General features: G+C 47.1%; 24 protein-coding genes. 10 read left to right on the top strand and 14 right to left on the bottom strand.

Translation table 11 applies throughout. The features are described 5' to 3' along the window. Nucleotides 1-105: 105 nt before the first annotated feature. From ccoG to AC6I7V_RS13855, 4 genes are all read left to right on the top strand, one after another. Complete coding sequence (ccoG, locus tag AC6I7V_RS13840; protein WP_255229571.1) at nucleotides 106-1524, top strand: cytochrome c oxidase accessory protein CcoG; 1419 nt, start codon at nucleotides 106-108, stop codon at nucleotides 1522-1524. A gap of 74 nt (nucleotides 1525-1598) precedes the next feature. Next, nucleotides 1599-2585 (top strand): serine/threonine protein kinase, encoded by a 987-nt coding sequence (locus AC6I7V_RS13845; RefSeq protein ID WP_498011055.1) that lies wholly within the window; start codon nucleotides 1599-1601, stop codon nucleotides 2583-2585. 50 nt (nucleotides 2586-2635) lie between these two features. Continuing rightward, a complete protein-coding gene (locus AC6I7V_RS13850; RefSeq protein WP_261882296.1) occupies nucleotides 2636-3235 on the top strand; it encodes a thiol:disulfide interchange protein DsbA/DsbL in 600 nt (199 codons plus the stop codon). A 148-nt stretch (nucleotides 3236-3383) separates the two neighbouring features. Further along, the gene (locus AC6I7V_RS13855) at nucleotides 3384-4340 is read left to right on the top strand and encodes a DUF2860 domain-containing protein (RefSeq protein WP_498011056.1); all 957 of its coding nucleotides are present in this window, start codon (nucleotides 3384-3386) and stop codon (nucleotides 4338-4340) included. 32 nt (nucleotides 4341-4372) lie between these two features. Here the strand turns inward: AC6I7V_RS13855 and AC6I7V_RS13860 are convergent, their stop codons facing one another. After that, nucleotides 4373-5896 carry a YifB family Mg chelatase-like AAA ATPase gene (locus AC6I7V_RS13860; protein WP_498011057.1) on the bottom strand — a complete coding sequence of 508 codons (1524 nt, stop codon included), beginning with the start codon at nucleotides 5894-5896 and terminating at the stop codon, nucleotides 4373-4375. A gap of 471 nt (nucleotides 5897-6367) precedes the next feature. Between AC6I7V_RS13860 and ilvG the strand changes: the two genes are divergently transcribed. From ilvG to ilvA, 5 genes are read left to right on the top strand one after another with little or no spacing between them, the layout of a single operon-like run. Beyond that, nucleotides 6368-8014 carry an acetolactate synthase 2 catalytic subunit gene (gene ilvG / locus AC6I7V_RS13865; RefSeq protein WP_498011058.1) on the top strand — a complete coding sequence of 549 codons (1647 nt, stop codon included), beginning with the start codon at nucleotides 6368-6370 and terminating at the stop codon, nucleotides 8012-8014. 1 nt (nucleotide 8015) lies between these two features. Continuing rightward, nucleotides 8016-8300 carry an acetolactate synthase 2 small subunit gene (ilvM, locus tag AC6I7V_RS13870; RefSeq protein WP_032548651.1) on the top strand — a complete coding sequence of 95 codons (285 nt, stop codon included), beginning with the start codon at nucleotides 8016-8018 and terminating at the stop codon, nucleotides 8298-8300. A gap of 12 nt (nucleotides 8301-8312) precedes the next feature. Continuing rightward, on the top strand, nucleotides 8313-9263 hold the full coding sequence (locus AC6I7V_RS13875) for a branched-chain amino acid transaminase (protein WP_255229565.1): 951 nt from the start codon (nucleotides 8313-8315) through the stop codon (nucleotides 9261-9263). Between the two features lie 18 nt (nucleotides 9264-9281). Then, nucleotides 9282-11138 carry a dihydroxy-acid dehydratase gene (ilvD, locus tag AC6I7V_RS13880; protein ID WP_150896020.1) on the top strand — a complete coding sequence of 619 codons (1857 nt, stop codon included), beginning with the start codon at nucleotides 9282-9284 and terminating at the stop codon, nucleotides 11136-11138. A 3-nt stretch (nucleotides 11139-11141) separates the two neighbouring features. Beyond that, on the top strand, nucleotides 11142-12686 hold the full coding sequence (ilvA, locus tag AC6I7V_RS13885) for a threonine ammonia-lyase, biosynthetic (RefSeq protein WP_255229564.1): 1545 nt from the start codon (nucleotides 11142-11144) through the stop codon (nucleotides 12684-12686). A 70-nt stretch (nucleotides 12687-12756) separates the two neighbouring features. Here ilvA and punR read toward each other — a convergent pair whose 3' ends face one another. Continuing rightward, nucleotides 12757-13671: a DNA-binding transcriptional activator PunR gene (gene punR, locus AC6I7V_RS13890; protein WP_255229563.1), complete on the bottom strand. Its 915-nt coding sequence runs from the start codon at nucleotides 13669-13671 to the stop codon at nucleotides 12757-12759. A gap of 162 nt (nucleotides 13672-13833) precedes the next feature. Between punR and punC the strand changes: the two genes are divergently transcribed. After that, the gene (gene punC, locus AC6I7V_RS13895) at nucleotides 13834-15045 is read left to right on the top strand and encodes a purine nucleoside transporter PunC (RefSeq protein ID WP_498011059.1); all 1212 of its coding nucleotides are present in this window, start codon (nucleotides 13834-13836) and stop codon (nucleotides 15043-15045) included. Nucleotides 15046-15277: 232 nt separating this feature from the next. Here punC and glmU read toward each other — a convergent pair whose 3' ends face one another. From glmU to AC6I7V_RS13955, 12 genes are all read right to left on the bottom strand, one after another. After that, nucleotides 15278-16639 (bottom strand): bifunctional UDP-N-acetylglucosamine diphosphorylase/glucosamine-1-phosphate N-acetyltransferase GlmU, encoded by a 1362-nt coding sequence (glmU, locus tag AC6I7V_RS13900; protein WP_255229561.1) that lies wholly within the window; start codon nucleotides 16637-16639, stop codon nucleotides 15278-15280. 324 nt (nucleotides 16640-16963) lie between these two features. Then, the gene (locus AC6I7V_RS13905) at nucleotides 16964-17386 is read right to left on the bottom strand and encodes a F0F1 ATP synthase subunit epsilon (RefSeq protein WP_032548643.1); all 423 of its coding nucleotides are present in this window, start codon (nucleotides 17384-17386) and stop codon (nucleotides 16964-16966) included. Nucleotides 17387-17404: 18 nt separating this feature from the next. Continuing rightward, a complete protein-coding gene (atpD, locus tag AC6I7V_RS13910) occupies nucleotides 17405-18808 on the bottom strand; it encodes a F0F1 ATP synthase subunit beta (RefSeq protein WP_255229560.1) in 1404 nt (467 codons plus the stop codon). A gap of 50 nt (nucleotides 18809-18858) precedes the next feature. Then, nucleotides 18859-19725 carry a F0F1 ATP synthase subunit gamma gene (gene atpG / locus AC6I7V_RS13915; protein ID WP_255229559.1) on the bottom strand — a complete coding sequence of 289 codons (867 nt, stop codon included), beginning with the start codon at nucleotides 19723-19725 and terminating at the stop codon, nucleotides 18859-18861. 48 nt (nucleotides 19726-19773) lie between these two features. Next, nucleotides 19774-21315 carry a F0F1 ATP synthase subunit alpha gene (gene atpA / locus AC6I7V_RS13920; protein ID WP_032548640.1) on the bottom strand — a complete coding sequence of 514 codons (1542 nt, stop codon included), beginning with the start codon at nucleotides 21313-21315 and terminating at the stop codon, nucleotides 19774-19776. Nucleotides 21316-21328: 13 nt separating this feature from the next. Next, complete coding sequence (atpH, locus tag AC6I7V_RS13925; RefSeq protein WP_255229558.1) at nucleotides 21329-21862, bottom strand: F0F1 ATP synthase subunit delta; 534 nt, start codon at nucleotides 21860-21862, stop codon at nucleotides 21329-21331. A gap of 15 nt (nucleotides 21863-21877) precedes the next feature. Beyond that, a complete protein-coding gene (atpF, locus tag AC6I7V_RS13930; RefSeq protein ID WP_032548638.1) occupies nucleotides 21878-22348 on the bottom strand; it encodes a F0F1 ATP synthase subunit B in 471 nt (156 codons plus the stop codon). 71 nt (nucleotides 22349-22419) lie between these two features. Beyond that, the gene (gene atpE / locus AC6I7V_RS13935; protein ID WP_010319963.1) at nucleotides 22420-22674 is read right to left on the bottom strand and encodes a F0F1 ATP synthase subunit C; all 255 of its coding nucleotides are present in this window, start codon (nucleotides 22672-22674) and stop codon (nucleotides 22420-22422) included. 51 nt (nucleotides 22675-22725) lie between these two features. After that, entirely contained in the window at nucleotides 22726-23523 is a 798-nt protein-coding gene (gene atpB / locus AC6I7V_RS13940; RefSeq protein WP_032548636.1) for a F0F1 ATP synthase subunit A, read from the bottom strand. An 8-nt stretch (nucleotides 23524-23531) separates the two neighbouring features. After that, the gene (locus AC6I7V_RS13945; RefSeq protein WP_032548635.1) at nucleotides 23532-23921 is read right to left on the bottom strand and encodes a F0F1 ATP synthase subunit I; all 390 of its coding nucleotides are present in this window, start codon (nucleotides 23919-23921) and stop codon (nucleotides 23532-23534) included. 190 nt (nucleotides 23922-24111) lie between these two features. After that, nucleotides 24112-24993, bottom strand: coding sequence for a ParB/RepB/Spo0J family partition protein (locus AC6I7V_RS13950; protein WP_498011060.1), 882 nt, complete (start codon nucleotides 24991-24993; stop codon nucleotides 24112-24114). Between the two features lie 23 nt (nucleotides 24994-25016). Then, nucleotides 25017-25790 (bottom strand): ParA family protein, encoded by a 774-nt coding sequence (locus tag AC6I7V_RS13955; RefSeq protein ID WP_032548633.1) that lies wholly within the window; start codon nucleotides 25788-25790, stop codon nucleotides 25017-25019. Between the last annotated feature and the right edge of the window lie 9 nt (nucleotides 25791-25799).

A 25799-nucleotide genomic window follows, 5' to 3' on the forward strand; every position in this document is an offset into this window, starting at 1 on the left:
TACCAAAGCTACGGTATGCAAGATTCTCCCGCAGAGTTCAATAAAAGCAATGTCATAAAGTGCCCACACTAAGAAAGGGTACCTATACCATCAAAAGGATAGTCCATGAGTCAGGATAAAATCGATATCAAAGATGTGACTCCTAAAACCTTTAATCCCAAGACACATAAAGGTAATGGAGATCGATTTAACCCCAATAACCGCATCTACGTGCGTGAAAGCAAAGGTAAATTCCAGCAGCTGCGCCGCTATGGTGGCTGGTTCCTACTGCTTCTGTTCGCGCTAATCCCGTGGATACCGTTTGGAGAGCGACAAGCAATACTGCTCGATATTGGTAATCAGCAGTTTAATTTCTTCGGCACCACGCTCTACCCTCAGGACCTAACCCTGTTGGCGATTTTGTTCATGATCGCTGCTTTTGGTCTGTTCTTTATTACCACCTTTTTAGGCCGTGTTTGGTGTGGTTACCTATGTCCACAAACCGTTTGGACCTTTATGTACATCTGGTTTGAAGAGAAATTAGAAGGTTCAGCCAATAAGCGTAGAAAGCAAGATTCAGGTAAGCTGACACCGAACCTGATACTACGCAAAACGATTAAGCACATTGCTTGGTGGGCAATCGCCTTGGCAACCGGCCTCACCTTTGTTGGCTACTTTATTCCTGTCAAAGAGCTGGTGGTTGGTTTCTTTACCTTCGATGCGTCATTCTGGCCGGTGTTTTGGGTTCTGTTCTTCGCTGGCTGCACCTACGCCAATGCAGGTTGGATGCGTTCGATCGTTTGTGTGCACATGTGTCCGTACGCACGTTTCCAATCTGCGATGTTTGATAAGGATACCTTCATTGTTGGCTACGATACTGAGCGTGGTGAAAACCGTGGTCCTCGTTCACGCAAAGCCGATCCTAAAGCGCTGGGCTTAGGTGACTGTATCGACTGTAATTTATGTGTGCAGGTCTGTCCGACCGGTATCGATATCCGGGATGGCCTGCAATATGAATGTATTAACTGTGGCGCTTGTATCGATGCTTGTGACCAAACGATGGATCGCATGGGCTACGAGAAAGGCCTGATCAACTACACCACGGAACATCGTCTAGAAGGCCACAATACTAAGGTAATGCGACCTAAGCTGTTGGGTTACGGCGGCGTGTTGCTACTGATGATTGGCTTGTTCTTTGTTCAGGTCGCAAGTGTTGACCCTGCGGGTTTAACCGTGCTTCGTGACCGAAACCAACTGTTCAGAATCAACACTCAGGGCTTTGTTGAAAACACTTACACCCTCAAAATCATCAACAAAACTCAGCAAGTTCAAGAGTATGATTTAAGTGTAAGTGGGCTACCAGAGGCGATCTGGTACGGTAAGCAGACCGTTGCTGTAGATCCAGGTGAAGTGCTTAATCTGCCGATCAGCTTGGGAGCCGATCCAGAAAAACTCAGCTCACCAGTTTCGACAATTCAGTTTATACTCTCGAACAATGAAGAGTTTACGATAGAAGTTGAAAGCCGCTTTATCAAGAAGCTCTAATATCTAGCGGTTCACCGCTCGGTATTTCAACCAATCAATGGAAAAAGGCTCAGTAATGAGCCTTTTTTATTCTTATGACCGAACAAGCTTTTAACTTTGATAACCTGACGCCTGATTTCATGTGGTATGCGCTAGAAAGCATCGGCGTTCGCGCCGAGTCTGGCCTATTGGCGCTCAATAGCTACGAAAACCGTGTCTATCAATTTAGCGATGAGGACCGCAAGCGCTACGTGGTGAAGTTCTATCGCCCGCAGCGCTGGACTAAAGAACAGATCCAAGAAGAGCATGATTTCGCACTCGACTTGATTGAACAAGAGATTCCGGTTGCACCACCGATTAAGATCAATGGTCAAACCCTGCATGAGTATCAAGGCTATCTATTTGCGCTGTTTGATAGTGTTGGAGGGCGTCAGTACGAAGTGGATAACCTCGACCAACTGGAAGGCGTCGGTCGCTTTCTCGGGCGTATTCATAAAGCGAGCTCGGAAAAGCTATTTCAGCACCGTCCGACTATTAGTCTCGACGAGTATCTGCATCAACCACGCAAAATCCTTGAGAATTCAAGCTTTATCCCTGCACATCTCGAATCAGCATTCTTCAATGATCTAGATATCTTGATCAAAGCACTAGAAGAGCAGTGGTCTGAATCAAGTAAAATTATTCGTCTGCATGGCGATTGCCACCCTGGTAATATTTTGTGGCGTGACGGGCCGATGTTCGTCGACCTTGATGATGCACGCAATGGCCCCGCCATCCAAGACCTATGGATGCTACTCAACGGTGAACGCCAAGATAAACTGATGCAACTCGATATCTTATTAGAGGCCTATCAAGAGTTTTGTGACTTTAACAGCGCAGAGTTGAAACTAATTGAGCCACTGCGCGGTCTACGTATGGTGCATTACATGGCATGGTTAGCAAAGCGATGGCAAGACCCTGCTTTCCCGATTGCATTTCCATGGTTTAATGACCCGAAATACTGGGAGCAACAAGTACTTGCTTGTAAAGAGCAGATTGCTACCCTACAGGAGCCACCACTTTCGTTAATGCCTCAGTGGTAAGGCAACACTGATAGCAAACAAAAAATTCAAACATAATGGAGATTGAATAAATGAAAAAGCTATTCGCATTTTTCTCATTGGTTATGCTGAGCTTATCGGCTCATGCGGCGCAATTTAACGAAGGTGAACACTACAAGGTTCTAGACCTAGAGCCTTCTAAAAAGCCAGTTGTTACTGAGTTCTTCTCATTCTACTGTCCACACTGTAATAGCTTTGAACCTATCATTCAGCAGCTAAAAAAACAGCTTCCTGAAGGCGTTAAGCTGCAGAAGAACCACGTATCTTTCATGGGCGGCGCCATGGGCAAGCCAATGAGCAAAGCTTACGCAACCATGATCGCTCTAAAAGTAGAAGATAAGATGGTGCCTGTAATGTTTAACCGCATTCACAACATGAACAAGCCACCTCGCGATGAAGAAGAGCTACGTCAAATCTTCCTAGACGAGGGTGTTGATGCGAAGAAATTTGATGCAGCCTATAAAGGCTTTGCGGTTGACTCTATGGTTCGTCGCTTCGATAAAGCATTCAAAGACAGCGGCCTTTCGGGCGTACCAGCCGTTGTGGTTAACAACCGTTACCTAGTCGATGCGCAAGGTATCAAGTCTCTTGATGAATATTTTGCACTGGTTAATTTCTTATTGAAGAAATAACTCATTGATAAAAGGGAGCTTCGGCTTCCTTTTTCTTTGCTATGCTCAAAAAGCATCATTGATAAAAAATTAATCAGGAACCTTTTAGTATCTGGACTATTCATCGCTTTTCATTAATCACTAACAGGTTGGGCAAGGAGCCCCGCAAATGAAATTAAAAATCACATTTTTAGCTTTGAGCATTGCTGCTACCCCTGCCTTTGCCAAGCTTGCCGACGAGCAAGGCATCAGCGGTGAAATTTCCCTGAATGCTGGGATCACCTCCTCTACGTCAAACTTCAATACCGACGGCGATAACAACATCACGTCGACGGACAAGAAAGCGTCTTCAGAAAGCTCTTTCTTAGTCGCTCCACTGGGCAGCGTTGCTTACACCTTTGGTGAACGCTTAAATCATCAAGTTTATACAGGGACCGCTCGTGACGATATCGCAACAGGTACAGCTGTACTTGAAGTGGGCTACAAATATCAGCTGCAATCTGGAATGGTGATTGATGCGTCAATCCTACCAACCATCATGTCCGGTGAAACCTGGGCTGACCCATACAACACCACAGGCCCTCGTTCGAAAACTGACGAGAAGGGCCACGCCTTTCGTTTGAAGTTGAGCAGCATTGCTGGCTCACCATTCTCACTGGATATGGCCTACGCCACCAAAGATGTTGAACAAGATAATGTTCCTGATGAACTTAAGCGTGATGCGGATACCTTCTATTTGAAAGGCCAATATCGACAGCCTCTGAGCCGCAGTTTGATGCTAGTACCATCCATCATCTATCAGTCTCGCGATGCCGATGGCAGTGCCGAATCTTATGACCAACTCGGAGCTGAGGTCAGCCTATTTGGATCAGTTGGCCGTCACCAATACGCGTTAACAGCAGGTTATAATCAACGTGATTACGATGCCGGTAGTTCTTTGTTCAACAACACGGTTCGCAGTGATGACAACATCAACCTGTTTGCCGCTTATGAATATGACAAATTCATGAACTGGGATAACTGGTCATTCATTTCATTAGCAGGCTACGGCACTAGCAATTCCAACATTACCTTCTACGATGAGTCCCAATACATCGTTTCAGTTGGTATGAACTACAAGTTTTAATTCCAGCACATAGGTATAGCCGCATTTGTTGGCTATACCGCTTGTGCCGTCAACTGCTTCAATAATCTGTCCATTGCTCGATACCCCAACGCCTCTGAGAGGTGTTTCTTTTGAATCTGCTCACTCCCTTCAAGATCTGCAATGGTGCGAGCAACCTTGATGATGCGATGATAAGCACGAATTGATAATCCAAGCCGATGCAGCGCCGTCTCTAAGAATTGAGCATCTTGCTTATCGAGTGGGCAATACTTTTCAATTTCACGACTGGTCAAGAGTGCATTGGGCTTTCCTCCGCGCTCGACCATGGTAGACCTTGCGTCAACCACACGCTGCTTAACGACCTGTGTCCCTTCTCCTCGATCGCCCCCCTCGGCGAGCATGCCTTTGGGTAGTAGCGGGATCTCCAATGACATATCAAAGCGATCTAACAGCGGCCCTGATAACCGGTTCAAATAACGCAAAATAATCTGTGGGTTTGCACGCGCTTGATTGCCCTCATAGTAGCCCGTTGGGCTTGGATTGAGGGCACCAACCAATTGAAACCGAGCAGGGAAACGGGTTTTGCCCGCAGCTCGTGAAATGATGATCTCTCCAGACTCTAACGGCTCTCGCAATGAGTCGAGCACCTTCCTTTCAAACTCAGGCATCTCATCGAGGAACAGCAGTCCATTGTGAGCCAGCGATATTTCTCCCGGCCTTGGCACAGAACCACCGCCAACCAGTGCCGCCATAGAGCTTGAATGGTGTGGAGAACGAAAGGGACGCTGCTTCCAGTTGTATTGATTGATCTCCTGCTGAGTGAGTGACGCCACAGAAGCCGTCTCCATCGCTTCGTCATCACTCATCTCAGGCAATAAATCACAAAGGCGTGAGGCAAGCATGGTCTTGCCCGTACCGGGTGGACCTAAAAACAGTAAGTTATGATTGCCAGCCGCCGCGATCTCTAACGCTCGTTTACCTTGCTGCTGACCAATAATGTCTTGCAGATCTCGAGTGGTATGTGGTTGATGTCGCAGCTCAGATACATCGTTTAGATCTAATGTATTCTGACCACAAAGGTAGCCGCAGACCTCCAATAATGTCTGAGCAGATTTATGTTCCCCCTGCCCAACCAAAGCCGCTTGCTCACCGTTATCATGCGGAACCACCAGCGCACGACTTGCCTTATCACACGCTAATGTTGCGGGTAATACTCCTTTGACGGTGCGCAACTCGCCAGACAGAGCGAGCTCACCAATAAACTCATGACTCAATACTTTACTTTCTGGCAACTGCTCAGAAGCGACTAAGATACCCAGAGCGATCGGCAGATCGAACCGCCCTCCCTCTTTCGGAAGATCAGCAGGAGCAAGGTTGACTGTGATACGTTTAGCCGGAAATTCAAAGCGTGAATTGATGATTGCACTGCGCACGCGATCTTTCGACTCTTTGACCGTTGTCTCTGGTAAGCCAACCAAAGAGAACCCTGGCATTCCGTTGCTGATATGAACCTCAACGGTGACCGCAGGCGCTTCCACACCGACGCTGGCGCGACTATGAATAATTGCGAGTCCCATAGCTTTCCTTTGTTATTGATTTAAAAGTATTCAGCCTGGGTATTCTTTCCTCACCAAAGCTATAAGGTTGTTATATAGCTTGGTGGAATTAGTTTTTAATGTGAAAAAAGAATGACATTTTGCTTGTCATGAAACAGTTTTCTGTGATAACACTAGAGATAGATGGTTTTACATACGACAATCGACGAGAAAGCTCGAATTTTATGACACTAAACACACGCCTATACGCACTGATTAACCTGATTATCGTGGTCATTATTATGACGACGCGGGGGCGTGTGGATAAAAAATAGCCACAGATTTTTAAAACCCCCGCACTGACAAGTCCGGGGGTTTTTTCTAATTTATAGATTCGATTTTTATATTTTGAAGCATTTTCGGCTACGCCGATAGACAGGAAGAATGGGAGCACACGATGTGCAGCAACAAAAGAAATAGTTACCAAAATACCGGTAACCAGGGGGATTTACGATGAAAGGTGCAGAATTAGTCGTATCCGCTTTGAAGCAGCAGGGTATAGACACCGTATTTGGTTATCCAGGTGGTGCCATAATGCCAATCTACGATGCATTGTACGACGGTGGTGTGGAACACATCTTATGTCGTCATGAACAAGGTGCTGCAATGGCCGCCATAGGAATGGCGAGAGCCACTCAGGATGTTGCAGTATGTATGGCGACCTCTGGTCCAGGCGCCACTAACCTAGTCACCGGCCTTGCCGATGCATTTATGGACTCAATCCCCCTCGTCGCCATTACTGGCCAAGTCGCTAGCTCCCACATTGGTACTGATGCCTTCCAAGAAATGGATGTGATCGGTATGTCTCTCTCTTGTACCAAGCACAGCTACCTAGTTACTGACATTGAAGACCTCGCTCCAACCTTAGCAGAAGCCTTTGAAGTGGCTAAAACCGGTCGTCCCGGCCCAGTTATTGTTGATATCGCCAAAGATGTCCAACTTGCAGAAGCTCCGGTAGAAGTTCTTCCTTCTTTCACACCACCAACGATACCTGTAGCACCACAAGAAGCGATCGAGACAGCACAACAAGTCCTTTCTCAAGCCACCCGCCCTGTTCTTTATGTGGGTGGTGGCGTTCAACTGGCAAAGGCAACCGATTCTGTACGTGAGTTCTTGCGTCTTAACCCAATGCCAGCAGTCAGCACATTGAAAGGCTTGGGTACTATCGAGCGTGATGACCCTCACTACCTAGGTATGTTAGGTATGCACGGCACCAAAGCGGCTAACTTAGTCGTTCAAGAATCCGATCTACTGATCGTAGTCGGCGCACGCTTTGATGACCGAGTAACGGGCAAACTGGATACCTTTGCTCCTCATGCAAAAGTCATCCACATCGATATCGATGCGGCAGAGATCCACAAACTTCGCCATGCTCACGCTCCACTGCGTGGTGACATCAACACCATTCTTCCTCAGTTAGAGCTGACTCAAGACATCAGTCCTTGGGTTCACCACTCCGAGAGCCTACGCAGCACATTTAAGTGGCGCTATGACCACCCTGGTGAACTAATCTTCGCACCACTGCTGCTTAAGCAACTTTCAGACATGATGCCGGATAGCTCAATTGTCTCGACCGACGTTGGTCAACATCAGATGTGGGCTGCGCAGCACATTCAACCTCGTCAGCCGCAGAACTTTATCACCTCAGCTGGCTTAGGCACCATGGGCTTTGGTTTGCCTGCAGCGATGGGAGCAGCCGTTGCTCGCCCAGATGATCAATCAATCCTTATCTCAGGTGATGGTTCATTCATGATGAATGTTCAAGAGCTTGGGACACTTAAACGTCGCCAGATCCCAGTGAAGATGGTGCTACTTAACAACTCGCGCCTTGGTATGGTTCGTCAATGGCAATCGCTGTTCTTCGATGGTCGCCACAGTGAAACCATCCTAGATGACAACCCTGATTTCGTAATGCTCGCGAAAGCCTTCGATATTCCGGGCAAAACCATCACCAAGAAGGAAGAAGTTGAGCCAGCCATCAAAGAGATGCTTGAGAGCAAAACGGCGTACCTTCTGCATGTCCTGATCGATGAGGAAGAGAACGTATGGCCACTTGTACCACCTGGTGCATCAAACAGTGATATGTTGGAGAACACGTAACATGGAAAGATATTTATTAGACATCAAAGCCGACGATAAGCCGGTACTATTAGAGCGTGTTCTTCGTGTTATTCGTCACCGTGGTTTCATCGTTAAGCAGGTTGCCGGTACGCAGAACCATGAGAGCAAAATCGCGAGTGTTGAGATCATCGTTGATAGCGACCGCCCTATCTCTTTCTTGGTTAATCAGATTGAAAAGCTATGGGATGTACGCACTGTAGATGTGATTTCCATTAGCCGTAACGAACTACCAAACAATAACTTACAACAAAAGATTGGTGCATAAGGAAGCGCAAACATGACAGCAAAAACAGCAGACTACATTTGGTTTAATGGCGAGATGGTTCCTTGGGCTGAGGCGAACGTTCACGTCTTAACTCATGCTATGCACTACGGCACTTCAGTATTTGAAGGGGTTCGTTGCTACAACACGCCAAATGGCCCAATCATTTTCCGTCACCCAGAACACGCGAAGCGCCTAAAAGACTCAGCCAAGATCTACCGCTTCCCTATTCCTTACACGGAAGAGGAGATCATGGAAGCTACACGCGAAACACTGCGTCAAAACAAGCTGGAGTCTGCCTACATCCGCCCTCTTGGTTTTGTCGGTAATGTTGGCCTGGGTGTATGTCCTCCAGAAAATACTGAGATGGACCTAATCATCGCCGCCTTCCCATGGGGTTCGTACCTAGGTGAAGAAGCACTAGAAAACGGCGTAGATGCGATGATTTCAAGCTGGAATCGCGCAGCACCTAATACCATCCCAACCGCAGCAAAAGCGGGTGGTAACTACCTATCATCACTACTGGTTGGTGGTGAAGCTCGTCGTCACGGTTACGATGAAGGTATCGCACTGAGTGTTGATGGTTACCTGTCAGAAGGTGCCGGTGAGAACATCTTTGTCGTGAAAGACGGCGTAATCACAACGCCACCAGCAACCAGCGCAATCCTGCCTGGTATTACACGCGACAGCATCATGACTCTAGCCCGTGATCGCGGCTATGAAGTACGTGAAGCCAATATTGCACGTGAAGCGCTTTACCTAGCGGATGAAATATTCATGACAGGTACAGCAGCCGAGATCGTGCCAGTACGTACAGTTGATAAGATTGAAGTCGGTTGTGGTAAACGCGGCCCAATCACCAAAGTCATGCAAGACCTGTACTTTGGCCTGTTCAACGGCACCACAGAAGATAAGTGGGGCTGGTTGGATTACGTTTACCCAGAACAAGCACCTTCAGCTCAGTAATTTATAAGGAAGTAGCAAATGTCTTCGGCTCCAAAAATCAAATATCGCAGCGCAACTACAACTCACGGCCGCAACATGGCGGGTGCTCGTGCCCTCTGGCGTGCAACGGGTGTAAAAGATGATGACTTCGGTAAGCCAATCATCGCAGTTGTAAACTCATTCACTCAGTTTGTTCCAGGCCACGTTCACCTTAAAGATATGGGTCAGTTGGTCGCGGGTGAAATTGAAAAAGCAGGCGGTATCGCTAAAGAATTCAATACCATTGCCGTCGATGATGGCATCGCGATGGGTCACGGCGGCATGCTGTACTCGCTGCCTTCACGTGAATTGATCGCGGACTCTGTAGAGTACATGGTCAATGCACACTGTGCCGATGCGATGGTGTGTATCTCCAACTGTGACAAAATCACTCCAGGAATGATGATGGCCGCGATGCGCCTCAACATCCCAGTGATCTTTGTTTCAGGTGGCCCTATGGAAGCGGGTAAAACCAAACTTTCTGATCAGCTCATCAAGCTAGACCTTGTTGATGCGATGATCCAAGGTGCCGATCCAACGGTTTCAGATGAGCAGAGTGAGCAGATCGAGCGTTCAGCTTGTCCAACTTGTGGCTCTTGCTCGGGCATGTTCACAGCAAACTCAATGAACTGTCTGACTGAAGCACTAGGTCTATCTCAGCCAGGTAACGGCTCTATGCTAGCGACCCACGCTGACCGTGAGCAGCTATTCATCAACGCTGGTAAGCGTGTTGTTGAATTGACTAAGCGCTACTACGACCAAGGTGATGAATCAGCACTACCGCGCAACATCGCCAACCGCGCAGCCTTTGAGAACGCGATGGCACTCGATATCGCAATGGGTGGTTCTAGTAACACGGTTCTTCACCTGCTAGCAGCAGCACAAGAAGGTGAGATCGACTTTGATATGAATGACATCGATGAGATGTCACGTCGCGTTCCTCACCTATGTAAAGTGGCACCATCAACCCAGAAGTACCACATGGAAGACGTACACCGCGCCGGTGGTGTGATGGCGATTCTGGGTGAGCTAGACCGCGCAGGCCTACTCAATGGTTCCACAAGTACTGTTCTTGGCATGACAATGCAGCAACAGCTTGCTGAATACGACATCATGCAAACTGAGAACGAAGACGTTCTCAAGTTCTTCCGTGCAGGCCCTGCAGGTATCCGTACCACTCAAGCTTTCTCTCAAGACTGCCGCTGGGACCGCCTAGATGACGACCGCACCGATGGTTGTATCCGCTCTAAAGAGAACGCATTTAGCCAAGAGGGTGGCCTAGCCGTTCTATCTGGAAACATCGCGGTTGACGGTTGTATCGTTAAGACGGCAGGTGTGGATGAAGAGAACCTTAAGTTCCAAGGTCCAGCGATCGTATTCGAAAGCCAAGATACAGCGGTAGAAGGTATCCTAGGTGGCAAAGTGAAAGCGGGTGAAGTGGTTGTAATCCGTTACGAAGGTCCCAAAGGTGGCCCTGGTATGCAAGAGATGCTGTACCCAACGACTTACCTGAAGTCTATGGGCCTAGGCAAATCTTGTGCACTGCTAACGGACGGTCGTTTCTCTGGTGGTACGTCTGGTCTATCTATTGGTCACGCCTCTCCAGAAGCAGCAAGTGGCGGTACTATTGGCCTTGTTCAAGATGGCGATATCATCACTATCGATATCCCGAGCCGTTCTATCTCACTAGACGTTCCAGAAGAAGAGCTTGCTGCTCGTCGTGCGAAACAGGATGAGCTTGGCTGGAAACCAGCAGACCGCCAACGCGAAGTGTCATTTGCTCTTAAAGCATACGCAAGCATGGCAACCAGTGCCGATAAAGGCGCAGTGCGCGATAAGTCGAAACTTGAGGGCTAATCTATGAGTGATGACACCTCAACGCCCCGTTTACAATCTGGTGCAGACTACCTGCGCCAGATATTAAGAGCTCCAGTTTATGAAGCAGCTATCGTTACACCGCTGCAAGAGATGCCACGCCTAAGCGCACGTATCGGTAACCAGGTTCAGCTTAAACGTGAAGACCGTCAGCCGGTTCACTCGTTCAAGCTGCGTGGTGCCTATAACATGGTATCCAGTCTTTCTGAGCAACAGAAAGCCGCCGGTGTGATTGCAGCATCAGCAGGTAACCATGCTCAAGGCATGGCTCTGTCTGGCTCTAAGCTAGGCATTCAGACCACGATTGTGATGCCAAAAACCACCCCAGACATCAAAGTGGATGCGGTACGTGGTTTCGGTGGCAACGTGGTTCTGCACGGCAGCAACTTTGATGAAGCGAAGGCTGAAGCAGAACGCCTTTCAGCGGAGCACGGCTATACCTTTGTACCTCCCTTCGATCACCCATTAGTGATTGCAGGGCAAGGCACCATGGGTATGGAGATGCTGCAACAGAATGGTCATCTTGATTATATCTTTGTACCCGTTGGTGGTGGTGGTCTAGCCGCTGGTGTTGCAGTGCTGATTAAGCAGTTAATGCCAGAAATCAAAGTGATCGCGGTAGAGCCAGAGGACTCCTCTTGCCTCAAAGCAGCATTAGATGCCGGTGAGCCAGTAGTACTGGATCAGGTCAGCATGTTTGCCGATGGCGTTGCAGTTAAGCGCATTGGTGAAGAGACCTTCCGCCTATGCCAGCAGTACATCGATGGCCATATTGCCGTTTCTAGCGATGAGATCTGCTCAGCAGTAAAAGACATCTTTGAGGATACTCGTGCGATTGCCGAGCCTTCCGGTGCTCTTGCTCTGGCTGGTTTGAAGAAGTTTGCTGAGCAGAACCAACTGCAAGACAAGCAACTGGCGACAGTACTGTCTGGTGCGAATACCAATTTCCATGGTCTGCGCTATGTGTCAGAGCGTTGTGAACTGGGTGAGAAGCGCGAGGGTTTGCTTGCGGTGACAATTCCAGAACGCCAAGGCGCTTTCCTCGAGTTCTGTAATATCATCGGCGGCCGTGCTGTGACAGAGTTTAACTACCGTCATAACGACGACAGCCTAGCGAACATCTTCGTCGGTGTACGTCTCAATGGTGGTCAGGAAGAGCTCGATAACATCATCTCTGATCTTCGTGAGGGCGGCTATCCGGTGGTCGACCTATCAGATGATGAGATGGCGAAGCTGCATATCCGCTATATGATTGGTGGTAAGCCATCCAAGCCATTGAAAGAGCGCTTGTACAGCTTTGAGTTCCCAGAATACCCAGGTGCTCTGATCAAGTTCCTCGATACGCTAGGCACACACTGGAACATTAGCCTGTTTAACTACCGTAACCACGGCGCTGACTATGGTCGTGTTCTGTGTGGGTTTGAGTTGAGTGACGACGACCTCGCACAATTCTCAACTCACCTGCGTGAACTTGGCTATCAATGCAAAGATGAAACCGATAACCCTTCTTACAAGTTCTTCTTGTCCTAACAGTGGTTATTTAATAAAAAGAGCGAGCATTGACTCGCTCTTTTTGATCGTAACTATAAAGATCGTTCAACTAGATCGCCTTGCGATGATCCAGCCAATCTCGATGCAATTGATCACTGGATCCCAAGTAATTCACCATCCACTCGATCAACTTATGATTATCGTCTTTGCGCCACACAAGACAGCACTGACTAAGAGGGCTCGGCTCCGGCAGTATTTTCTCCACCAGCAAGCCTTGCTCAATGATAGGGGCAGCAATATGGCGTGGCATATAGCCGACCCCCACTCCATTCTTAAGGCATTCAATAGCACTGTACCAATTAGGCAGTAGCAAGCGTCTTTGGTTGGAGTAGTGACCCGTATGACGCTTGGGCAACACGCTCGAGGTGTCATCTAAACAGATGGCTGGGAACTGACTGACAAAGGTTTCATCAAGGTTCTGCTCTCGCACACACGGGTGGCTGGGCGACATAACAAACGCCCAATCGAGCGTCCCCATCTCTTTGACTTCAAAGTCACCACCAACAGGAATTGCAGAAGTAGCACCAATCACAATATCGGCACGCCCTTGAGCGATCGCCTCCCAAGAGCCGTTGAACACCTCCATGTTGATCTGCAGTTCAGCAAAATCAAAAGTCTCATAAAACTCTTCAATCATCGGTTTCATTTTGTCGAGCTTAACCACGTTGTCTAAGGTTAAGCGCAGAGTCTTTTTCCAACCTCGGGCTGCTCGCTTAGTCTGGGCACTGACCTCCTCCATCTGGCGCAACAGAGAGCGTGCCTCTTCGATGAACACCTCTCCGGCAGGTGTCAGCTCAACCTTTCTCGGCAGGCGCTTAAACAACAGCACACCAAGTTCTTGCTCTATCTGACGAACCCCGTAGCTGATCGCTGATGGCACCTTGTGCAGTTGCTCTGCCGCAGCCGTAAAACTTCCCAACCTCGCCACAGTATCGAGCATTTCTAACGATGATTTAGAGAACATAAGCCTTCAAATTTTTTGATTGATAACCACATATTTTAGCGTTTTATTTTATCAGATCCGAAAAATAGAATGTCAGCATAAATAAACAGGGACCTTCACCCCTGTATATCAAACAATTTTTTTGATGATAAAAACATCACTACAACAGCGTAATGGCATCTTATGAATATTTCTAAATTTCAATTGGTCTACCTTGCAGTACTTTCAATGCTAGGTTTTATCGCGACCGATATGTATCTACCTGCATTTAAGGCGATGGAGATCGATTTCGCAACCGGTCCTGAACAGATCGCACTATCTCTTACTGTGTTCCTTGGCGGTATGGCTATGGGTCAACTGCTATGGGGATTAGCGAGTGATAAATACGGTCACCGCAATACGCTAGCGGTTGGTCTAGTTCTGTTTACCGCAGCATCATTTGGTTTGGCTTTTAGCACCGAGGTTTGGCAACTACTGACACTGCGCTTTATCCAAGCAATCGGTGTGTGTGCTCCTGCTGTGATCTGGCAAGCGATGGTCATCAAGCGCTATTCACAAAGCAGCAGCCAACAAATTTTTGCCACCATCATGCCTTTGGTAGCGCTATCTCCAGCGCTGGCGCCCCAACTGGGTGTGCTTCTGGCGGATAACTTTGGGTGGCACAGCATCTTCATTACTCTAACGCTAATGGGCGCACTATTGGTTACAACCACTATGGCTCAACCAAAAGAACAACCAGAGGTAAAACAAACCTCTATTAAATCTGATATTAAGGCGCTAGTTAAATCTAAACCTTACTTGGGTAATGTACTGATGTTCGCTTCAGCATCGGCCGCTTTCTTTGCTTACCTAACGGGTATGCCAGAAATCATGGCTCAGCTAGGTTATGAAGCAAAAGATATTGGCCTGAGCTTCATCCCACAAACGATCGCATTTATGGCGGGTGGCTACTTTGGTAAGCAAGCAGTGAAGAAGTACGGTGATGGTGTAGTACTGCGCAACTTAGTGGGCCTGTTCAGTGTGGCAGCAATGCTTATCTTTATCGCATCACAGTGGGAACTAACATCAATCTGGCCACTGCTCGCACCATTCTGTCTAATTGCAGTGGCAAATGGCGCACTTTACCCAATCGTAGTAAACCGTGCGTTATCAGTTGCTAAACAGAGCCCAGCGACAGCTGCAGGCCTACAGAACAGCTTACAGATCTGTATCAGCAGCCTAGCGAGTGCACTGGTTGCAGCAATGGCAAGCCAAGCATTGAGTGTGACCGGTGTTGCTATCGTGATCTGTTTAGGTGGCTTATGGTTTGGTTACATCTTCTCAAACAAAGAGCTGTCTCAACACTTCTCTACGCCAGATAACTCGCGCGTGGTGGCAGAAGATAACCAAGACTAGTCTGATCAGCGATTTGAAATAGATAAAAGCCTAGAGCGAAAAGTACCACAGAGCTTTGAAGGACCATTGTAAGTAGGTATCAAAAAGTTCTAACGCAGTCATCAAGCATTTTATCAATCTGAAGAGAGCAATTTTAGTCGACGATTGATATTACGAGCAGCGCACAATAAAAAGAGCCAGCTACACATGTAACTGGCTCTTTCATATATCTATTGTTCAATAATCGATGTGACTATTTTTTCTTCACTGGACGCTGCCAGTTAGCAATCTTGCGCTCTTTAGCACGGCTGATCACCAGTTCGCTTTCAGCGACATCACGAGTAACCGTTGAACCAGCTCCCACCGTCGCACCACTAGCAATCGTAACAGGAGCAATCAGCTGACTATCAGAGCCAACAAACACGTCATCGCCAATGATGGTCTTGAACTTGTTTGCACCGTCATAGTTACAAGTAATAGCACCGGCACCAACGTTAACGCGTTGACCAATCTCTGCATCGCCAAGGTAAGTCAGGTGGTTCGCCTTAGAGCCTTCACCTAGACGCGTATTCTTCACTTCAACGAAGTTACCCACGTGTGAGTCGTTACGCATGTCTGCACCAGGGCGTAGACGAGTAAATGGACCAACCGTACAGTCTTCACCAACCGTCGCGCCTTCAATTACGCTGTATGGACGAATCACAGTATTGTCGTCGATCTCACAATCTTTCAGTACACAGCCAGCGCCGATAGTCACGTTATCGCCAATGCTTACGCTACCTTCGATGATTACGTTAACATCGATCTCAACGTCCATACCGCACTGCAGTTCACCACGTAGGTCGAAGCGGCTTGGGTCACGTAGCATAACGCCCTGCTTTAGCAGTTTGTCTGCTTGCTCAGCTTGGTAAGCGCGCTCTAGACGAGCAAGCTGAGAACGATCATTAACCCCTTCAACTTCGATAGGGCTGTTCGGGTGTACCGCTTCTACCGCACGACCTTCATCGTGAGCCGCTGCGATAACGTCAGTCAGGTAGTACTCGCCTTGTGCATTGTCATTGCTCAGGCCAGACAACCAACGCTTAAGATCGCCACCCGTCGCGACCATAACGCCGGTGTTGATCTCTTTAATCAGTTTCTGCTCGTCTGTTGCATCTTTCTGCTCAACGATAGCAACCACTGGACCATTCTTACGAATAATACGGCCGTAACCTGTTGGATTATCCAGAACAACAGTTAGCAGCGCAATGCCGCCAGTTGGTTGTGCATCTAATAAGTTTTCAATGGTTTCAGCTGAGATCAGTGGAACGTCACCGTAAAGAACCAGTACTTTCTCATCATCAGCAAAGTGTTCTGACGCTTGATCGACTGCGTGACCAGTACCCAGTTGCTCCGCTTGTAGCGCCCAGTTAACCTGTTCTTCAGCAAGAGTCGCTTTCATCTGATCGCCACCGTGACCGTAAACAAGGTGGATGTTTTGTGCACCCAAGCCGTTACAAGTATCGATAACATGTTTAACCATCGGCTTACCCGCAAGGGTATGCAGCACCTTTGGTGTGTTTGAGTACATGCGGGTGCCTTTACCCGCCGCGAGGATAACCGCGCTGAAATTCATTGGAACAACCTATCTGACGTTATTTTAGTTAAGACGATATTGTAACCGTTTTTCGCTAACAAATTAAATAATCTGATGATTTAAGACCAATCACAGTAAGTAAGTGATCATAAATAGCGCAGGAAAAAAGCTTGAGAACGAGGCAGAAATTTTCGATAAGTAGCTATTCTACAGTCAAAATTTCTAACGAAGTTATCGAGCGTTTTAACAAGCTAGGATGACCAGTTACTTGCTACGATTGGTGTACCGCATATGGCTTATCTAAAAACGCAAAAAGGCGACCCTTAGGTCGCCTTTATCTCAGTATCGATAATTTCTGTAAAATTAACGACGCTGTTTTGTCAGTTCGATAACTCGTAACTGAGCAATGGCTTTAGCCAGTTCACCGGCCGCTTGTGCGAAGTCCATGTCGCCATGCTGATTTTGGATATTCTCCACAGCCTTGCGCTTAGCTTCTTCCGCCTTTGCTGCGTCTAGCTCTTCACCACGGATAGCTGTATCAGCCAGTACAGTCGCTGTACCAGGCTGAACTTCTACCATACCACCAGAAACATAAATAATTTCTTCGTGGCCGTGCTGCTTAACAATACGCACCATACCAGGCTTGATAGCGGTCAGCAGCGGTGTGTGACCATGGAAAATACCAAGTTCACCTTCGCTACCGGTCACCTGAAACGTCTCAACAAGGCCAGAGAAAAGTTTTTTCTCTGCACTTACTACGTCTAGGTGAAAGGTTATTGCTGCCATATCGCCTCCTAGTTAGCCTTATAGCTTCTTAGCATTCTCAATAGCTTCGTCGATAGTACCGCAGTACATGAACGCTTGCTCTGGAATGTCATCGTATTCACCGTCTAGTAGACCTTTGAAGCCACGTAGAGTCTCTTTAAGAGGTACGTAAACGCCTGGGTCACCTGTAAATACTTCCGCTACGTGGTAAGGCTGAGTTAGGAACTTCTCAATCTTACGAGCACGAGATACAACTTGCTTATCTTCTTCAGATAGCTCGTCCATACCTAGAATAGCAATGATGTCTTTAAGCTCTTTATAGCGCTGAAGTGTACGTTGTACACCTTGAGCGATATCGTAGTGCTCTTGACCAACTACTAGTGGATCTAGTTGACGTGAAGTTGAATCTAGCGGGTCGATCGCTGGGTATAGACCCATAGCTGCGATGTTACGGTTAAGTACAACCGTTGCATCCAAGTGCGCGAACGTTGTTGCTGGAGATGGGTCAGTCAAGTCATCCGCAGGTACGTATACCGCCTGTACAGACGTGATAGAGCCTTGCTTAGTTGACGTGATACGCTCTTGTAGAACACCCATTTCTTCCGCTAGTGTAGGTTGGTAACCTACCGCAGAAGGCATACGGCCTAGAAGTGCTGATACCTCAGTACCTGCAAGCGTGTAACGGTAGATGTTATCTACGAATAGTAGAACGTCACGACCTTCGTCACGGAAACGCTCTGCCATTGTTAGACCAGTCAGTGCAACACGTAGACGGTTTCCTGGTGGCTCGTTCATCTGACCGTAAACCATCGCTACTTTAGATTCTTCAGGTTTTTCAACGTTTACAACGCCTGCTTCCTGCATCTCAAAGTAGAAATCGTTACCTTCACGAGTACGCTCACCTACACCTGCAAATACAGATAGGCCAGAGTGCTGAAGTGCGATGTTGTTGATAAGTTCCATCATGTTAACGGTCTTACCTACACCTGCACCACCGAATAGACCGATTTTACCACCCTTAGCGAATGGGCAAACCAAGTCGATTACTTTAACACCTGTTTCTAGAAGTGCTGTCTCGTTAGACTGCTCTTCGTAGCTAGGCGCTTCGCGGTGAATTGCGTAGTGCTCTTCTGCACCGATTTCACCACACTCATCAATCGCGTCACCTAGAACGTTCATGATACGACCTAGGGTCTTAGTACCTACTGGTACTGAGATTGGCGCGCCAGTATTTTCTACTGTCAAACCACGACGTAAACCATCAGAGCTACCCATTACGATTGCGCGAACTACGCCACCGCCAAGTTGTTGCTGAACTTCAAGAACTAGACGTTCTTTAGATTCAGTAACGTTCAGAGCGTCGTATACACGTGGTACTTCACCCTGTGGGAACTCTACGTCGACTACTGCACCGATGATCTGTACGATCTTACCTGTAGCCATCGTTAATCCTCTAACTATTTAGTTTTACCTAAGCTTTAACCGAAAAGCGATTAAACCGCTGATGCGCCTGAAACGATCTCAGAAAGTTCTTGTGTGATTGCCGCTTGACGGGCTTTGTTGTACACAAGTTCTAAGTCATCAATTAGGTCGCTAGCGTTGTCTGTTGCAGCTTTCATTGCAATCATTCGAGCCGCTTGCTCACAAGCAAGGTTCTCTACCACACCTTGGTACACTTGAGATTCGACGTAACGAACCAATAGTGCATCTAGTAGTGGTTTTGGCTCAGGCTCATAAATGTAGTCCCAAGCATGATCGCGCTGCATGTCTTCGCTATCCGATTTAGGCAAAGGAAGTAATTGATCGATCGTTGGTTCTTGTACCATAGTGTTTTCAAACTTGTTGAACACTACGAACAGGCGATCCAATTCACCTTCATCATATTTCTTCAGCATTACGCTTACAGAACCGATCAAGTCTTCAAGGCTTGGGCTATCGCCTAGGCCAGAAACTTGAGCCGCCACTTTCGCGCCGCTGTTATTGAAAAATGCTGTTGCTTTTGAACCGATAATTGCCAGTTCAACGTCAGCACCTTTCTCAGACCAGTCTTTCATGTCTAACATAGCTTTCTTGAACAAGTTAATGTTCAAGCCGCCACATAGACCGCGGTCTGTAGAAACGATGATGTAACCAACACGTTTGGCTTCACGTTCCTCAAGATAAGGATGCTTATACTCAAGGCTACCGTTAGCCAAATGACCGATCACTTTACGCATTGTTTCTGCATATGGACGAGTAGCTTCCATTGCGTCTTGAGAACGACGCATTTTTGAAGCTGCTACCATTTCCATTGCTTTCGTAATCTTCTGTGTGCTTTTAACACTACCGATTTTATTACGTATCTCTTTTGCGCCGGCCATCGTTACTCTCCGTTAATGGTATGAGGTGACCCTAAGGCCACCCACCAATTACCAGGTCTGGGTTGCTTTGAAATCGTCAGCAAGCTTCTTCAGCTCAGCTTCGATATCATTGTTGTAAACACCCGTTTTGTCGATCTGCGTTGCAAGATCGGCATAGTGACTGCGAGCATACGATAGTAAAGCAGCTTCAAAGTCTAGAAGCTTAGAAAGCTCTACGTCTTGAAGGTAACCACGCTCTGCAGCGAAGATTACTAGTGCTTGGTCAAATACAGACATTGGAGCGTACTGCTTCTGCTTCATTAGTTCTGTAACTTTTTGACCGTGGTCTAGCTGCTTCTTAGTCGCTTCATCAAGGTCAGACGAGAACTGTGCGAATGCCGCAAGTTCACGGTACTGTGCTAGAGCTGTACGGATACCGCCAGATAGCTTCTTGATGATTTTAGTCTGCGCTGAACCACCTACACGAGATACTGAGATACCTGGGTCAACAGCTGGACGTACACCCGCGTTGAATAGCTCAGTTTGTAGGAAGATCTGACCATCGGTAATCGAGATTACGTTCGTCGGTACGAATGCAGATACGTCACCAGCTTGTGTTTCGATGATAGGAAGAGCAGTTAGAGAACCTGTCTTACCTTTCACTTCACCGTTAGTGAACTTTTCTACGTACTCTTCGCTTACACGAGCAGCACGCTCTAGTAGACGAGAGTGAAGGTAGAATACATCACCTGGGAATGCTTCACGGCCTGGTGGACGCTTAAGTAGTAGCGAGATCTGACGGTAAGCTACCGCTTGCTTAGATAGATCATCATAAACAATCAGTGCGTCTTCGCCGCGATCACGGAAGTACTCACCCATCGCACAACCTGCGTATGGCGCTAGGTATTGTAGCGCTGCAGATTCAGAAGCAGATGCAACAACAACGATAGTGTTTTCTAGCGCGCCGTGCTCTTCTAGTTTGCGAACTACGTTAGCGATAGTCGATGCTTTCTGACCGATTGCTACGTAGATAGAGAAAATACCAGAATCTTTTTGGTTGATAATCGCATCGATCGCCATCGCTGTTTTACCAGTCTGACGGTCACCGATTACTAGCTCACGCTGACCACGACCGATTGGGATCATTGAGTCAACAGACTTGTAACCAGTTTGTACAGGTTGGTCTACCGATTTACGGTCGATTACACCTGGTGCAATTACTTCTACAGGCGAAGTCAGTTTCGCTTCGATAGGACCTTTACCATCAATTGGCTCACCTAGTGTGTTTACAACACGACCAAGTAGTTCTGGACCTACTGGCACTTCAAGAATGCGGCCAGTACCTGTAACTTTCATGCCTTCCTGAAGGTCAGCATATGGGCCCATTACAACAGCACCAACCGAATCACGGTTCAAGTTAAGTGCTAGCGCGTAGCGGCCACCCGGTAGTTCAATCATTTCACCTTGCATCACGTCCGTTAGGCCGTGAATGCTAAGAATACCATCGCTTACCGATACGATAGTACCCTCGTTGCGAGCTTCACTAACAACGTCGAAAGATTCGATACGTTGTTTAATTAGATCGCTAATTTCCGTGGAATTAAGTTGCATGCTCCAATCCCCATTAAGACTGCAATGCATCGCTCAGGCGGTCTAGACGACCACGAGCTGAGTTATCGATGACTAGGTCTCCGGCTCGAATAATAACTCCACTAAGTAGAGTCTCATCTATACTGCAATTCAGCTGAACTTTGCGCTCTAGGCGCTGTTCCAATTTGCTGCTGATATCTGCCAGTTGTTCTTTAGAAAGTTCTACTGCTGAAGTTACTTCAACGTCGATCTCTTTCTCGTGCTCTTTTTTCAGAGCGAAGAACTCGTGACATACATCTGGAAGAGCCTTAAGTCGGCCATTCTCTGCCATCACTTTGATAAAGTTTTGGCCATGTGCATCAAATTGTTCGCCGCAGATTACAATGAAAATTTCAGCTAGCTTGCTGGCAGTTGTTGAACTGTTCAGTAGGCTAACAATATCATCGTTTTTTGCGACCTCGGCTGCGAAAGTAAGCATTTGACCCCATTGGTCTAGCTCACCTTTCTCAACCGCAAAGTCAAAGGCTGCTTTAGCATAGGGGCGTGCGATTGTAGTCAAATCAGACATATTCAGCCCCTTGCATTAAAGTTTTGCAGTAATGTTGTCAAGAACATCTTTGTGTACTTCTTGGTCGATAGTACGTTCAAGGATTTTCTCAGCACCAGCAATTGCCAGAGTTGCGACTTGTTTGCGCAGGTCATCACGTGCACGTTTACGTTCAGCTTCAAGTTCAGCTTCGGCTTGAGCAAGAATCTTCTGGCGTTCTGCCTGAGCTTCTTCACGAGCTTCGTCTAGAATTTGTGCTTTACGCTTATTTGCCTGATCAATAACCTCAGTTGCAGTGCGCTTCGCTTCTTTCAGTTGTTCAGAAGCGTTGGCTTGTGCCAGGTTCAAATCTTTAGCAGCACGTTCAGCTGCTTGTAGACCGTCAGCAATTTTCTTCTGACGCTCTTCAATTGCTTGCATGATTGGTGGCCATACATATTTCATGCAGAACCAAACAAACATAGAAAAAGCAATCGCTTGACCTAGCAGAGTTGCGTTCATATTCACAACAGCTACCCCTCTATTCGGACTTAGTGTTAATCAATGACAAACCGGAGTTTGTCTGAAGTTAAAAGTGATTAACCTAGTTGACCAACGAATGGGTTTGCGAAAGTGAATAGAAGTGCGATTACGATACCGATCATTGGAACCGCATCCAGTAGACCTGCGATGATGAACATCTTAACTTGAAGCATAGGAGCCATTTCAGGTTGACGTGCAGCACCTTCTAGGAATTTACCACCAAGAATTGCAAAACCAATTGCAGTACCTACGGCACAAAGACCAACAATAATAGCAACAGCAATTGCTGAAAAACTTAGTACAGTTTCCATTTACGTTCTCCGATTAACATTAATAGTTAGAATAAAGCTTAAAAATTTTTTTTAGTGATCACTATCTTCATGGGCCATTGATAGGTAAACAATTGTCAACATCATGAAAACAAATGCTTGAATCAAAATAACCAAGATGTGGAAGATAGCCCAAGGTAGAGCACCTACCCATTGTAAGTACCACGGTAGCATCGCTGCGATAAGAATGAATACAACCTCACCCGCAAACATGTTACCAAACAAACGCATACCTAGAGATAGTGGCTTCGCTAGTAACGAAATTACCTCAAGTACCAAGTTGAATGGAATCATAATTGGGTGATTGAATGGGTGTAGAGCCAATTCTTTAGCAAACCCGCCAAGCCCTTTCACTTTGATGCTGTAGTAGATCATCAGAGCGAAAACGCCCAAAGCCATTGCCATGGTGATGTTAACATCAGCTGTAGGAACCACTTTCAGGTATGGGATACCTAGCCAATGCTCTGCAGGATATGGTAAGAAATCAATAGGCACTAGGTCCATCAAGTTCATTAAGATAATCCAGCAGAATATAGTCAGTGCTAGTGGAGCGATCAGCGGGTTGCGACCATGGAAAGTTTCTTTAACGTTGTCACCAACGAATTCCACTACCATTTCGACAAAACACTGAAGCTTACCAGGTACACCTGCTGTTGCTTGCTTTGCTACTGAGCGAAATACCCAAAGGAATAACGCACCAGTTAGTACAGAGAAGAACAGACTGTCTATATGTACGTTCCAGAAACTTGTCTCCTCTACAAAACCTAGCTTGGCTAAAGACAGGTTCTGTAAGTGGTGTTCAATGTATCCGGATGCTGTTGCCGCAGCCATAACTCGTCCTATTTCTTATTGTTAATGAAAAGCACTGGCGCAAAGATATTAATACCGAGAGCCAGTAAATAGGTCAGTTTGAGGGGAATTAATTCCACCTGCATATACATGTAGACAATAGAGAATAGTAAAACTGTGATTAAGATTTTTAATGCTTCGCCTGCATAGAACGACGCTGCAACCAGTTTTGTCGCACGCGCCCCACAAAAGAGAAAAGCACACACACAAAACACCACATTGGCAATGACAAAAATACCGCCACCCACCAGTGAAGCAAAACCCCAATCAGGATTAACAGCTAAACCTAACCCCACCGCCACTAATATAACCGCGCTAAGCTCGATCAATAACATTTGCTTTGCAAGCACTCGTCCTGGTCTTGCTAACGCCGCTACCATGTATTCGTTCCTCTTTTAAGCCCACTTACCACCGCTTAAAAGCGTGCTGAGAAATTGGCGAAAATTATACGTTCAGCCAAACTGATTGCAATAAAAACGCAGCAATCATTTACATTTTTGTATACAAACCGACAACTTTCGTACGAAAATTATTGTTTATTACATTATTGACCTAAGTTAATTATCTCATTTAGTCCTCAAGCTTGGCAATAAGTTGCTCTAATTTGTGAGGCTCATCAAGTGTAATCGTCACTTTTGACTTACCTGTACCAGTTCGGACAATTGTAACGTTTGCTTGCAATTTTTCCGTCAGTCTTCGTGAAAGTTCGATGGCTTCTTGGTCTTGCGGCTGAGTTTCCGCTTCAACCTCTGGTTTTAGACACTTTTTGACAAGTTGTTCGATCTGGCGGACCGTCAATTGCTTGCGTGCAGCGGTGTTCGCTGTCTCCACTTGCAGTTCACCTTCAAGCGCCAACAATGCGCGAGCATGCCCCATTTCAAGCTGCTTAGTCACCACTAACTCTTTAACTGGCGCTGCTAGCTGGTTGAGGCGCAACAAGTTACTCACTGTAGTACGTGATTTACCAATCACTTCAGCGACCTTCTGATGCGTTAGCTCAAACTCGTTCTGTAGACGCTCTAGCGCTTGCGCCTCTTCGATGACATTCAAGTCTTCACGCTGAATGTTCTCAATCAGAGCCATCGCGATTGCCGCGCGATCTTCAACCTTTTTCACCAAACATGGCACTTGCTTTAGGCCAGCTTGACGGGCTGCACGCCAACGACGCTCACCAGCAATGATCTCATAGTGATCTTGCGACAGTGGACGAACAACGATCGGCTGGATGATACCTTGAGATTGGATCGACGCCGCTAACTCTTCAAGCGCGTCTGGCGCCATGTCTTTACGTGGCTGATAGACACCTGGCTTCAAGCTGCCAATCGCAAGCTCAGTTAACTCACCATCGGCAGAGAGCGCCTGACTATGAGAAGCAACTTGCTGTTTTTCACGAGCCATTGAGCTAGTTGCAAGCAATGCATCTAGCCCTTTTCCTAAACCACGTTTAGACATTGAGCGAATTCCTTTGGTTTGATTTAAACTGGGACTTCTTCACGACGTAACATCTCACCCGCAAGCGCCAAGTAGGCTTTTGCTCCAGCGGAGTATTTGTCGTAGTACATCGCTGGTTTGCCATGACTTGGAGCCTCAGCAAGACGTACATTTCTAGGGATCACAGTTCGGTAGACCTTGCTACCAAAATGCTTCTTGAGTTGATCAGATACTTCATTCGACAAGCGGTTGCGAGGATCATACATAGTACGAAGTAAGCCTTCGATCTTCAGATTCTCATTCACAACAGCTGCCAGTTTGCTGATGGTATCCATCAAAGCAGTTAAACCCTCTAACGCAAAGTATTCACACTGCATCGGAACCAAAACAGAGTCCGCCGCAGCCATCGCATTAATTGTAAGAAGGTTTAGAGAAGGGGGGCAATCAATAAAGATGAAATCATAGTTATCACGAACTGACGCAAGGGCATTCTTAAGCCTTACTTCACGCGCAAACACTTCCATCAGTTTGATTTCAGCCGCGGTAACATCACCGTTGGCTGCGATGAGATCGTAGTTTCCCGACGTACTTCGGCAAACTACCTCATCAAAAGGTGTGTCTTCAACCAATAAATCGTAAGCAGTTGCTTCAACCTGATACTTGTCGACACCGCTTGCCATAGTGGCATTACCCTGTGGATCGAGATCGACAACCAAAACTTTGCGCTTTGTGGCGGCCATAGAGGCAGCCAAATTAATGCAAGTTGTTGTTTTTCCTACACCACCCTTCTGGTTGGCAATTGCTACAATTCTACCCACTATGGCCTC

Source organism: Vibrio sp. KUL70, assembly GCF_059725515.1.